Source organism: Paeniglutamicibacter sp. (assembly GCF_046714615.1).
Classification (GTDB): domain Bacteria; phylum Actinomycetota; class Actinomycetes; order Actinomycetales; family Micrococcaceae; genus Paeniglutamicibacter.
This window is the reverse complement of record NZ_JBKKAP010000184.1, coordinates 1-12,678: the sequence shown is the minus strand read 5'-3', so window position 1 is coordinate 12,678 and position 12,678 is coordinate 1. Positions and strand designations below refer to the sequence as shown.

General features: G+C 61.7%; 10 protein-coding genes. 4 read left to right on the top strand and 6 right to left on the bottom strand.

Translation table 11 applies throughout. The annotated features are described in order from the left end of the window. Positions 1 to 145: 145 nt before the first annotated feature. The gene (locus ACLQ7E_RS21570) at positions 146 to 1,423 is read right to left on the bottom strand and encodes an NAD(P)/FAD-dependent oxidoreductase (RefSeq protein WP_411734635.1); all 1,278 of its coding nucleotides are present in this window, start codon (positions 1,421 to 1,423) and stop codon (positions 146 to 148) included. Between the two features lie 193 nt (positions 1,424 to 1,616). After that, positions 1,617 to 2,231, bottom strand: coding sequence for a metallophosphoesterase (locus ACLQ7E_RS21565; protein WP_411734634.1), 615 nt, complete (start codon positions 2,229 to 2,231; stop codon positions 1,617 to 1,619). A 138-nt stretch (positions 2,232 to 2,369) separates the two neighbouring features. Between ACLQ7E_RS21565 and ACLQ7E_RS21560 the strand changes: the two genes are divergently transcribed. Both ACLQ7E_RS21560 and ACLQ7E_RS21555 read left to right on the top strand, forming a co-directional pair. Next, a complete protein-coding gene (locus ACLQ7E_RS21560) occupies positions 2,370 to 5,747 on the top strand; it encodes an SNF2-related protein (protein WP_411734633.1) in 3,378 nt (1,125 codons plus the stop codon). Between the two features lie 57 nt (positions 5,748 to 5,804). Continuing rightward, positions 5,805 to 6,974 carry a hypothetical protein gene (locus ACLQ7E_RS21555; RefSeq protein ID WP_411734632.1) on the top strand — a complete coding sequence of 390 codons (1,170 nt, stop codon included), beginning with the start codon at positions 5,805 to 5,807 and terminating at the stop codon, positions 6,972 to 6,974. Between the two features lie 83 nt (positions 6,975 to 7,057). Here the strand turns inward: ACLQ7E_RS21555 and ACLQ7E_RS21550 are convergent, their stop codons facing one another. The 4 genes from ACLQ7E_RS21550 to ACLQ7E_RS21535 form a co-directional block, all read right to left on the bottom strand. Continuing rightward, positions 7,058 to 7,303: a nitroreductase family protein gene (locus tag ACLQ7E_RS21550; protein ID WP_411734631.1), complete on the bottom strand. Its 246-nt coding sequence runs from the start codon at positions 7,301 to 7,303 to the stop codon at positions 7,058 to 7,060. Positions 7,304 to 7,316: 13 nt separating this feature from the next. Continuing rightward, positions 7,317 to 7,682, bottom strand: coding sequence for a nitroreductase family protein (locus tag ACLQ7E_RS21545; protein WP_411734630.1), 366 nt, complete (start codon positions 7,680 to 7,682; stop codon positions 7,317 to 7,319). A 446-nt stretch (positions 7,683 to 8,128) separates the two neighbouring features. Then, positions 8,129 to 9,313, bottom strand: coding sequence for a sensor histidine kinase (locus ACLQ7E_RS21540; RefSeq protein ID WP_411734629.1), 1,185 nt, complete (start codon positions 9,311 to 9,313; stop codon positions 8,129 to 8,131). A gap of 123 nt (positions 9,314 to 9,436) precedes the next feature. Next, positions 9,437 to 9,637 (bottom strand): hypothetical protein, encoded by a 201-nt coding sequence (locus ACLQ7E_RS21535; protein ID WP_411734628.1) that lies wholly within the window; start codon positions 9,635 to 9,637, stop codon positions 9,437 to 9,439. 111 nt (positions 9,638 to 9,748) lie between these two features. Between ACLQ7E_RS21535 and ACLQ7E_RS21530 the strand changes: the two genes are divergently transcribed. Continuing rightward, positions 9,749 to 10,420, top strand: a complete 672-nt coding sequence (locus tag ACLQ7E_RS21530; RefSeq protein ID WP_411734627.1) for a response regulator — start codon at positions 9,749 to 9,751, stop codon at positions 10,418 to 10,420. 307 nt (positions 10,421 to 10,727) lie between these two features. Next, entirely contained in the window at positions 10,728 to 12,509 is a 1,782-nt protein-coding gene (locus tag ACLQ7E_RS21525; RefSeq protein WP_411734626.1) for a BCCT family transporter, read from the top strand. Positions 12,510 to 12,678 lie beyond the last annotated feature (169 nt).

Here is a 12,678-nt window from a genome sequence, read left to right as displayed (position 1 = left end):
CAGTGCTACGTACGGTATTCAATCGTCCCTTTTACAAGTTGCAACCGGCGCTTGCCCTCCCCACGCACAAGGGACCCCGGTGACCGGTGCGGGTATTTGATCCGCACCGATCACCGGGGTCCCAGTGGTTTTGGCAACGAGGGGCCTAGAAGCCCTTGCGCAACGGGTTGAAGTGGCGTGCCACGGCAGGCTTGTCCTTGCCGAGGATTCCGGCGGCGAGCAGCTTGCCGGTCAGCGGGCCCAGGGCAACGCCCCACATGCCGTGTCCGCCGCCAACGTGCACGCGCGGGGAGCGGGTGGCGCCGACCAGCGGCAGTCCGTCTGCGGTGCAGGGACGCCCGCCAACCCACTCTTCCTTGCGGTCTTCCCAGTTGATGCCCTTGTAGACCGGGGCGGCCGCGGCCACGATGGCCTCGATGCGCTTGGGCTCCAACGGGTGGTTGACGTCGCGGAACTCCATGGTTCCGGCGATGCGGAAGCGGTCCCCGAGCGGGGTGCAGGCCACACGCTGGGACGGGAAGTAGATCGGGTGCGTCGGCATGACCTCGGGCTGGACAGTGAAGGAGTAGCCGCGGCCCGCCTGGACGACGACATTCACGCCGAACTTCTTGGTCAGGTCGTTCATCCAGGCACCGGTCGCCATCACCACGTGGTCGGCGGTGATCGAGCGGCCCTCGGAACCAATGACGGTGACCGAGCTGCCGTTGTCGCGGACGTCGGTGACGTTGTAGGAACCAATGATGTCCCCGCCACGGGCGATCACGGATTCGGCCAGCGATTCCATGTACTTCGGCGGGTTCAGGAAGCGCTGGTTCTTGATGGCCACGCCCGCTGCCACCTCGTCGGACAGGGTCGGCTCGATGGCGCGCAGCTCGTCGCCGGTGAGCAGGTCGAACTCGACATTGCCACCGGTCTTGCGGATCATGTCGAATTCGTGAAGAAGTCCGTCGCGGTCCTTGAGGGACTTGAACCCGGTCAGGAACGGGGTGGCGGGCTTGGTCTTCTCGAGAACGCCCGGACCGGCGTTGGTGCCTTCGGCAATCTCATCGAAGGCGTCCAGGCCCGTGGTGCCGATCTCGGAATAGATCCGCATGGCTTGCTGCCACTTTTTCGGGGTGCTGTGCCAGGCAAAGCCCACCAGGAAGCGAAGCAGCTTGGCATCGGCCTTGAGCGGAACGTACAGCGGGGAAGCCGGATCCATCATCATCTTCAGGCCGTTGGTGAAGATGGAAGGCTCGGCGATCGGCAGCGTCAGTGCCGGGGTCAGCCAGCCGGCGTTGCCCCACGAGGCACCCGAGGCCACCCCGCCCCGATCCACGACTGTGACCTTGACGCCTTCCTCCTGCAGGTACCAGGCCGCGGACAGGCCGACGAACCCTGCACCGACGATTACAACATGCTCAGGCGTCGCTTCGCTGGCCATGGTTCACACTCCGTTCAAGAAATTCCAACACTTGATCTCAACTTTGGCGGTGAAAGCCACGCGAAGCAACGGGACTTCACTTTTCATCGGTGACGCAGGCCACTGCATCGCGTACCCTGCATTAAATGTGGCTGATTAGCAAATATTCTATTTTTTCTGCGTTGCCCCGTAAAGAGTTCGGGTTTCTGACCCGTCATCCGGGGTTTGTCCTGCTCTCATACTCGATCGAATCAATCATTCGGGCAAGCACCAGGGCAGACACGGGAGCGAAATCGTGGACATCCACTCCGACATTGAGGCCCCGGCCCGTCGCCAGGAAGGCGCCGTGGACGTGCCCGTGGAGCAGCCATTGCCCCTCGTCGCGCAGGCGAAATTGCGAGTAACGGTCTCCGCCGCGGGAACCCCCCAGATAGGGAAAATGACTCAACAGCACCTTGCGCCCCGGCACGTTCTTGATGGTGGCCGGAAGCTTCACCCGGGCGAATGCGCCCACGCTCGCAAAGCCCGCGTCAAGGAAGCCTTTCAGGTGCTTTTCCGCCCCGATCCTCCCTGGCCAGCAGGCGTCGTGGTTCCCGGCCACGAGGTGTTTGGTGCCGTGGAGCTCCGAAACGATTTCAAGTCCGCGGACCTTGTCGCCCAACGCCCAATCCCCCAGCACCCAGACGGTGTCCGCCGAGGCCACCGCGAGGTTCCACCGCCGGATGATTTCGGCATCCATCTCGGCGCTGTCGGCAAAGGGCCTGCTGCAGGTCTCGATGATGCGGCCATGCCCGAAGTGGGTGTCCGCCGTAAACCAGGTGTTTCCCACTTTTCTCCCTGTCCTCCTCGCCTGCCCAATGCATGGCATGGAACGTCCCGCACAGGCACCGATCTCCGTTTTCAGCCGACGGTTGCACTGCGGCTGTTTTGGCTCCGACGCATGGGCGATCCCCTTTAGACTATTTCCATGCCTCCCATTGCTCCAGTGCTTTCATCGACCACCCTGATTCGGGAGCTCGTCGGCGCACTCAGCCTTGACCGCGGTGCGGCCTATGCAAGCCAGGGCAGGGTGCTGGACGTCAATTGGGTGGCACCCATGAGCATCGTGCGCGCCAGCGTCCTGGGATCGGGCGGAATGGTCTACCGCACCGCGGTCCACTCCCAGGTCCAGCATGGTTTTCTCGTGCCCCAGCACGGGATTTGCACCTGCCCCGTGGGTGCGAATTGCAAGCATGCCGCCGCGGCGCTGTTGGCCTACATGTGGGACGAAACGAACTACGAGGAACCCGATCCCCGGGCCCCGTGGGAGCGGATGCTGGATTCCCTGATCGGCGATGGCCGTCCCGAGAACGCGGAAACCGAGGAACGCACCCTGGGTGTCCAGTTCGAGCTCCGGCCACGGACCCTCCAGCGCTACCAGGCCGCGGCAATGCAGAAGATCAAGAGCGGGGACATTCCGCACACCTCCAAGCTCGAACTGGTGCTGCGCCCGGTCCAGCTCAACGAGAAGGGCCGCTGGGTCTCCGGCAATCTCGCCTGGCAGCACTTTCGCTATACCCGCACCGGCGGCGTGCCCGTGCTGCCCTTCGACTTCATCTACGATCCGGACCAGGTGGAGTGGTTCTGCACCCTGCTGCAGCTGAACTCCTTTGCCGCATGGAACGGGACCCATCTGTCGGCCGGGGACTTCCTCAGCTCCATGGTGTGGAACCACCTGGCCCAGGCCCCGGGACTGGGGATCGAGTTGCGCGGCCCGTCCGCAAAATCCGCGGTGAAAGTTCACGACGCCGTCAGCATCCGCACCGATGTCGCCTCCGAGGGCAGGAAATTGCGGATCCGGCCCTCCCTCGACGTCCTGCCCGCGGATTTCAACACCGACTTCGTCGGCGCCGTCTCCGACCACGGCGTGTTCTGGTGGGACGCCAGCGAAGGAATGAAGCACCTCAACCTGCACCTGGCACCGACGCGCGCGAAGATCCCCGCGCTGATCACCGGCCTGCTCGGCACCGACAAAAAGGTCGTCATCCCGGCCAACGGACGGGAAAGCTTCGAACAGGAATACCTGCCCAAGCTCGCCAAGGCCACGGAGCTCTCCTCCCTCGACCACTCCATCGAGGTGCCGACCTCGCTGGCACCGAAGATGCTCCTGCGCATCAAGCACATCGTGCGGAAGCCGGACCCCGCACGCAAGCGCAAGGACGAGACGGCCGGCGCCCCCGGCTTCGAGTTGCATTGGGGATTCTCCTACGGCGGCACCAAGGTTCCTCTGGGGGCAACACCTGGCATCGGCGTCGAGCGCGATTCCAAGGCAGAGCTTGCCCTGCAGCGCGAGGCCAGTGCGGCCATGGCCGATTTCCCCGGAGCCTTCACCGCGGTGTTCAGCAACATTCAGCACCAGGTACGGGCCAACGACAGCTCCATCGTCATCACCGGAGTCCATGCCGCCCGCTTCACCGCCTCGGCGCTGCCGGCACTGCAGGCGATGGAAAACCTGGAGGTGAGCATCGAGGGCGAGGCACTGGACTACGAGGAGCTCACCGCCGACCCGCTGATCACCATCTCGGCCGAAAACACCGAAACCAACGACTGGTTCGACCTGGGAGTGGAGGTGCGGATCGATGGCAAGAACGTCCCGTTCACCGAACTCTTCCAGGCCCTGGCCCACGGCGATGAGTACCTCATGCTCCCCGACGGCAAATACTTCGCGCTCGACCGCCCGGAATACGAGCAACTGCGCCGGCTCATCGAGGAAGCCCGCTCCCTCTCGGACTCCACCACGGATGGCACCATCCGGATTTCCAAGCACCAGGCCTCGCTCTGGGAAGACCTCAAGGACATTGCCACCAATGTCGAGGCCTCTGAGGCGTGGAAAGCCTCCTCGGAGGGGCTGAGCAACATCCTCACGGTTGCCCACGCCCCGCTGCCCGACGGCATCGATGCAACCCTGCGCCCCTATCAGCGCGAGGGCTTCGAATGGCTCTCCTTCCTTTACGACAACGGACTGGGCGGCGTGCTCGCCGACGACATGGGACTGGGCAAGACGCTGCAGACCCTGGCCCTGATCCAGCACGCCAAGGACAACCACGATCCGGCCGCGGGCAAGATGCCGCCGTTCCTGGTGGTGGCCCCGACCTCCGTGGTTTCCAACTGGGAGGCCGAAGCCAAACGCTTCGCCCCGAACCTGCACAGCGTCTACATCACCGAGACGGTGCGACGCGGCGGGGTCCCTGCCCACGAGATCGCCGCCGAGGTAGACATCGTCATCACCTCCTACGGCCTGTTCCGCATCGACCAGGACGAGTACGCGGCCACCAAATTCTCGGGGCTGATCCTGGACGAGGCGCAGTTCGTGAAGAACCCTGCAACGCAGGCGTCCAAACAGGCCCGCGACTTCCCGACGCCCTTCAAGCTGGCCATCACCGGCACGCCCATGGAGAACAACCTCTCCGAGCTCTGGTCGATGTTCGCCATTGCCGCACCCGGGCTCTTCCCCTCGCTCAAGCGCTTCGACGAGGCCTACCGCAAGCCCATCGAGAAGGACGGCGACAACGAGGCGCTGAAGCGCCTGAGGCGCCGGATCCGTCCGCTGATGCTGCGCCGCACCAAGGAACTTGTGGCCACCGACCTGCCTGAGAAGCAGGAACAGATCCTCGAGCTGGAACTGAACCCCAAGCACCGGGTCATCTACCAGCGCCACCTGCAGCGCGAGCGCCAGAAGGTGCTGGGCATGCTCGAGGACATGGACAAGAACCGCTTTGCGGTGTTCTCCTCCCTCACCAAGCTGCGCCAACTGTCCCTGGATGCCTCGCTCATCGACGACGAGTACGCCTCGGTGCCCAGCAGCAAGCTCGATGCCTTGCTCGAACAGCTCGAGGACCTCACCGCCGAGGGCCACAACGCGCTGGTCTTCAGCCAGTTCACCTCGTTCCTGTCCAAGGCCAGCGAACGGCTCACCGAGGCGGGGATCGAGCACGCCTACCTGGATGGCTCGACGACCAAGCGCGCCAAGGTCATCGAATCCTTCACCTCCGGCAAGGTCCAGGTGTTCCTGATTTCGCTGAAGGCCGGCGGGTTCGGACTGAATCTCACCCAGGCCGACTACTGCTTCCTGATGGACCCGTGGTGGAACCCCGCCTCGGAGAACCAGGCCGTCGACCGCGCGCACCGCATCGGCCAAAAGCGCAACGTCATGGTCTACCGGATGGTTTCCAAGAACACCATCGAGGAAAAGGTCATGGCGCTGAAGGACAAGAAGGCCAAGCTCTTCACCGCAGTGCTCGACGACGATGCGGCGTTCGCCTCGGCCATCAGCGCCGACGATGTTCGCTCGCTCTTCGCCGACTGAGCATCCAAAGCAGCACCATTCCAGGGTTTCCAAGCACCAGAGGGAGACGACAGAGACATGTCGAAATCAAAGTCCGCCAAGAACAAGCCGCGCACCGGGCATCCCGCGCGCAACCCCGGCGCCGGGGCATCGAAATTTGAGGACCAGGTCCGCGGGGCCATGCTGCCCTACATGGCCCAGCTGCGCGCCTACTTCAACCAGCGCCATGCCCCTGCCGATACGGAGGCCGGCCTCGAGGGCCTGGTTACCTTGTTGACGGTTCACGCACGGCTGCGCGAGAAGGTTGCGGTGTCCGAGCTCGACCACGACGCTCTGGCCATCCAGTTCAAGGACCTGCGCTCGATCGGCGACGAGGTCGCCGTCACCTGTGCGAGCATGCTGCGTGAATTCGTGCTCTTCCTTGCCGAGAGTGGCCATTGGAGTGGCTCCGTGGAGGAGTTCAAGGCGGTCTTCGACCTGATCGCCGCCCAGGGCGGCGAGTCCCCCGTGCTGGTTCCCGAGCTTGACGAAGCCAGCGCCGACGCCCGCTGGGCAAAGTTGCCGATGGTGGACACCGCGCGGGCATTGCTGGGCTGGGTCGGCGAGGGCCGTGAGGTCCAGCAGGATGGATCGCTCCTTGAGGCGGACGTGGCAGCCGCAGCGGCGGCCATTGGCCTGGATGTCCGCCAGGATGCTGCGGCCGGTGACACTCCGGCGGCTTGGGTGCCGGAGGCAGGGACCGCCGTGGCAACCATCGCGCAGCTTCCCAAGCTGGGCGCCTATTGGGATGCGTTGCTGCGTGCGGGCCTGCTGACCAAGCAGTCCGACAAGGCAGTGCCCACCCCGGTGGTCTCCGACGCGCTGAACTCCGACTCGGGATTCAGCGCCCGCGGCGTCAAGGATCTTCTGGCGGAGGGTCTCTACGCACACATGCTGCTCAGCGGCGTGGGCCACGAACACGGACACATGGTCACGCAGATGTCAGCCGCCCTGCTGGGAAAGGCAGGGTCGGCCAATCCCCCACGGACCGAAGCAGCATTCTCGGTTCCCGCGCCCGGAGAATTGGAGCCAGAGCAGGAACACCTGCAGCCGCTTTTTGAGCAAACCGTGCCGGCCGCGGAAACATTGCTGCGCGCCGCCGAGTCCGAGGGCCTGGTCCGCATCGGCAAGCACATCCGTGTACCGCGTGTACTGCGGGCGCCCCTGGAACGCGCTCTGACTCGCGTGGCCGAGGAGATCCTGGGCTAGATTTTCCTTCTTAACGCCGTGGGGCGGTGGATGCGCGAAAACGCGTCCACCGCCCCACGGTCTTTTGGTCCGGGTCGGAAAACCTAGATGCTGTTGGTTGCCATATCGATGTCGAGGCGCGGCAGGCGGTCGAACCAGGGGTTCTCGCCAGGGGTGCCCACGTTGACGATCAGGAAGGCGCGGTTGGCGCTATCCGCATTGATGACGGTGTCCACGCCGGCGGCGTTGAAACCGCCCATGGGCCCGGCATGCAGCCCGGCGGCGCGGACGGCCATGATGAAGTAGCCGGCCTGCATCCAGGCGTTGTTCTTGGCGACTTCGGCGCGCATGGCGACATCCTCGTCAAACATGGCCTTGCGCTCGGCTGCGTGGGGGGAAGAAGACGGGGAACTGCTCGTGCCAGTCGGCGTCGTAGCTCAACACGGCCAGCGCGGGTGCGGACAGGGACTTGGGCCGGTTCATTTCCATCATCTGGGCAACAACTGCCTCGCGGGCTTCGGTACTCTTGACCCAGGTGATGCGCAACGGCTGGTTGTTCATCATCGTCGGACCCATTTTGGTGAGCTCGTAGATGGCTTCCAGGGTCTGGTCGGAAACGGCCTCGTCGGAGAAGGTGTTGGCAGTTCGCGCTTCAAGGAAAAGCTTGTCAGCGGTATCTGCATCGATCGACAGCTGCTCGTACACGGTCGCGGCGGTTTCAACGCTCATGTGGGGGTGCGCTCCTTGCGGCTCAATGGTGGTTTCCTATTAGAACAGAACCACCACGGCCGACGGCCACATTCCCCCCGGTGCCGTGATCCGCGTCACCCACGGCAGCCCGGAGACCGAAAACGGGGCATATCCGGGTTTAAACATCAGCACGCCCGACGACGCCGATGGTGGCTACTCTTGGGGTAGTAGCGACCGCGGAACCTTGGTTATCAAATGCTCCTTGGGGGAAAGCATTTGACGCGGTTCCTGATGCTGACCAACTTGGGGGCTTGGTCTGCGGGGCTGGCGTCGTCTGGCGTGCTGGAAATGAGTCCTTGTAACGCCACTCGCAAAACGCTCCGCGAACTCATCAATCGGCTATACGGCCGATGTACTACCTACTCTATCCACGAGAGCGAGTGCTCCACATTAGACCTTTGACCATACTTGGTGAGGTAACCTCACTAATGATCAGAAGTCTCGGAAACTTCCTCGAGCGACCTGCTGCCAAGATCAATAATGTCGGCCGGCAACTCGGCGCGCACCACCCAGTCGCCACGGACGCGCTTGGCCGAGAGGGTTCCGCCGAAGGCCGCCATGCGGTCGGACATGCCCACGATCCCTGAGCTGAGCCCACCGCTATCAAACCCTTGGTCCATGACGCGGCGGGGCAGCGTATTGGCGATTTCCAGCCACACCCTGTCGCCCACAACGAGGGCCTCAATGCGGCACGGAGCATCCCGCTCGGCATGCTTGACGATGTTCGTCGTGGATTCCTGCAGCACCCGGTACAGGGCGGCCTGGGCGGACTGGGGCAGGCCTGAAAGCTTCGGGTCGGCCATGATCTTGGTCGGATGGCCGAGATCAACCAATCTTTCGGCGAAGATCTCAACACCTATGAGAATTTCCAGGCTGCTGGCCGCATTCCCGGCAGAGTCGACGAGTGAGCCGTCCACGCGTGTCGCCGGACCGTCCGAACGCAAGACGTTGAGCATGACGCGCAAGTCCTGGAGGGCTTCCTTCGACGTGGCGCCGATGACCTTGAGCGCTGCCTGGGCAACTGCCGGATCGCCGGAAAAACCCGCGGCCTTGGCCTGCATGGAAATCACGGTGATGTCGTGGGCGACGATATCGTGCAGGTCCCTGGCAATGGCCTTGCGCTCAGCTTCAACGGCCTCTTGTTGTTTGCGGCGCAGTTCTTCGATGCGCTTTCTGTCGGCCTCGCGCTGTTCTTGAAAATTTCGCGCAAATACGGCTACGAAGTAAGCGGCCGCGACCAACGGAATGATGATGATCAAGAAGCCCACGTCGTAGGATCTGACAACAACGATCAGGATTGGCCACAGACCCGTGACGCATAGGTAGCGGAAAGAAAACTTACGGGTCTCCGTCAGGGTAACTATGCCAACCAGGAGGGGAACAATTAGGAGCGCGAACATATAGGCGCCCGTGAAAGCCGTCAATGTCATGGCCGCAATGGAAACTACGACCGCATAGCGGGTACGAACCCACAATAGTCCGAGCGCGAGAGCAAAAGCCGCATTGACGATACCGTCGGTCGCTTGAACTCGAAACCTGTCGGAGCCGGCTTCACTGACCAGAGTCACAATGTCGGTAACCAGCAGCAAAGCGACAACACCGGTTGCCACCAGGAGAATCTTCCTCCCCAGAGTGGAGGAAGATTGCTCACTAGTGGCATCGGGGGAAGAAACGAATCGGTTCACCGCTCCATTCTCACCCAAAAGAGGACTCATTCCTATGAGCCCTCTTTTCTACTTACCGCATGATGCACCGAAGTATCGGCACAGCCAGTCATTAAATGCATCAGAAGCACCAGCAGGCGAAGCAACTGGCAGCGAGCTGCCCTTGGAGAGCGAACCGGGAACCGCGGCAGCCTGGGCAGGAATGGCGGCCGGTAGCAACAAGGCAACGGACATGGTTACAGCAGCGAGGATACGAGTTTTACGAGTCATGTTGCCTATTCTTGCATCCATTTCACTAAGTCAACAGGTATTTTTAGATGAATTTTTTATACTTGGCCAGTCACAACGTCGTTAAGTCCGAAGTTCACTAGACTCGGAACCGTGACCGACATCCAAGTTCTTGTGGTTGATAATGAACCCCTCATGCGCCAAGCCCTCAAAATCATTCTGGAAGCTGCACCGGGGTTCCAGTGGCTTGGAGAAGCGACAAACGGTATCGAAGCCGTGAACTTTTGTGCGGGCAACAGCCCGGACGTCATCCTCATGGACATGCAGATGCCTCGCATGGACGGGGTTGAAGCAACAGAGATCATCACGACGAATTACCCGGACATTGGCGTGCTCGCCATAACCGCATTCTCCTCGGAGGAATACCTGGTCCCGGCTCTACGGGCCGGGGCTGCGGGTTACCTGGTCAAGGATGCCGAGCCCACGGAAATCCTCGCCGCCATTCAGGCGGTTCACGACGGAAGTGCCGCTATTTCGGCGTCAGTGTCACAGGATCTCATCCGCGCCGTCCGAAATGGCTACGACGTCAAGCCGAGCAGCACCAGCCGGCAAAGCCCCATGCCCTTGTCCGAGCGAGAATTGGAAGTCCTGCAACTGCTCGCTCGCGGGCGCAACAATCCGGAAATTGCTGCCGAGTTGCATGTTTCCGAAGCCACAGTCAAGGCTCACCTGAGCCGCGTCATGGCCAAATTTGGCGTCCGGGACAGGGTCCAGACCTTGATCCGGGCCGCGCAGTACGGCCTTGTCGAACTACACATGGATTAATCCTTGGGGCCAGAACTCCATCCGATGCGGCCACTTGCACGCAAAACCGCCGGCACTGCTGACTCTGGCCAATACCAAATCTTCCCCGGAACTCTGTCACGCGGCTGAACGGTGCGTTGACGCGCAGGAAGGGCATGCCCGCTACCGGTCCGCCCTTGCTACAGATGTCGGGCACTGAATATCGCGCAGAAGATTGTAGGTTTTACTAAATTCATATCAATTTCATGGATCGACAATAATTTGCAAATTAGGTGGGAATAACCACCTTTCTTGCCAGTTGGCCCCATCTATCGCTTAAGCTCGGAAAATGACAACTGAACTGAGGAAGGCGAGCGCAACACCCCGCGTTCACCGATGGGTTTTCTGGCCCGCGGCCATCATCATCATTGTTTTTGCTACATTTGCGATGACCATGCCAACCACCGCCGAGGCGTTATTCGCTTCCATCCAGTCGAAAATCATCGGCTACTTCAATTGGTACTACGTCCTCATCGCCACGGGTTTCGTGGTGTTCAGCCTATGGCTGGGATTTGGAAAATTTGGCGAGATTAAGCTCGGCAAGGATGACGATGAACCGGAGTTCTCCCTCGGTTCCTGGTTCTCGCTGCTCTTTGCCGCCGGAATGGGCATCGGCTTGGTTTTTTATGGTGTCTCCGAGCCACTGAGCCATTTCGCTTCCCCCAAACCTGGCGCCTCGGGTACTCCTGCCGAGCTTGCCCAACAGGCCCAGGCCCAGACCTTCCTGCACTGGGGCGTACATGCATGGTCTATCTACGTAGTTATCGGGTTGGCCCTCGCATACGCAATTCACCGACGTGGTCGGCCAATCTCGATCCGATGGACCCTCGAACCATTGTTGGGCCGCAAGGTCCATGGCGGACTCGGAAACCTCATTGACGTCGTTGCCTTGGTCGGCACGATTTTCGGTGTGGCAACCTCGCTGGGATTGGGTGTCCTGCAGATCAGTGCGGGACTGGAAAGTGCCGGACTGATACAGGCATCCCAGTTCGTCGACCTCATCATCATTGCAGTGGTTACCGTTATGGTGCTTTTCTCAGTGCTATCTGGTGTTGGCAAGGGCATGAAGTGGCTGTCCAACACCAACCTGCTGTTGGCCGGCGTGTTCGTCGCCTTCCTTCTCATAGTTGGGCCCACGCAATTCCTGCTGAGAAATTTCGTGCAGTCGGTCGGCAATTACCTGCAGAACTTCCTCGCCATGTCCTTCAACGTCAGCGCCTTTACGGGAACTGAGGGTGAGATCTGGCAGGGCACGTGGACCACCTTCTACTGGGGTTGGTGGATTTCTTGGGCCCCGTTCGTCGGCATCTTCATCGCAAGGATTTCCAAGGGCCGAACAGTGCGCCAATTCGTTGCGGGTGTCATCTTGGTTCCAACCGTAGTCACGATGCTGTGGTTCGCAGTCCTCGGCGGAACCGCCATCTACGGCCAGCTACAGGGCACGGGTAATCTTGTTGCCCCTGACCGCTCGATAGACACCGAGGGCGCACTGTTCGCCATGCTCGATCAATTGCCTGCCGGTGCCGTTCTGACGGTGGGTGCCATCATCATGATTGTCATCTTCTTCGTCACCTCTGCCGACTCGGGTGCCTTGGTCATGGGCATGATTGCCACTGGCGGGGAAGTGGAGCCAAAGAACTGGATCCGCATCTTCTTTACTCTGGCTACTTCCCTCCTTGCTGCCTCGCTGTTGCTCTCCGGAGGCCTCGAGGCGCTCAAGACGGCGGCGATCATCATTGCCCTGCCGTTCAGCATCGTCCTGATCCTGATCTGCTGGGCGACATATCTGGCATTCTCACGGGAAGTGAAGGTATACGAAAAGGCCCGGCGGATGGCCTTCGTCGACCACATCGGCGATTTCTACGGCCTGGAAGTCGAGGCACCGAACCAGGATTCGCAGCTGATCAATCTGCGGAACTTCACTGCGCGGCTGCGGCGGGCGGTTCCGGCCGCACACCGAGTCGATACCCCGGTTTCTGCAGGCCGGGTACGCACGGAAGCGGCCCCTGACGCTGATGGGCCAGGAACCGATGGCGGCGAACCAGACCAGCCGCCGAGGGCCAGCAGCTAGCCGGCTCGGCCTTGCAAATTCGAGGTGTTGGGTTCCCATCCTTGGTGGTTAACCCAACACCTCGAATTTGCAAGGCCGAGCCGGCTAGCTGCTGGCCCTCGGCGGCTGGTCTGGTTCGCCGCCATCGGTTCCTGGCCCATCAGCGTCAGGGGCCGCTTCCGTGCGTACC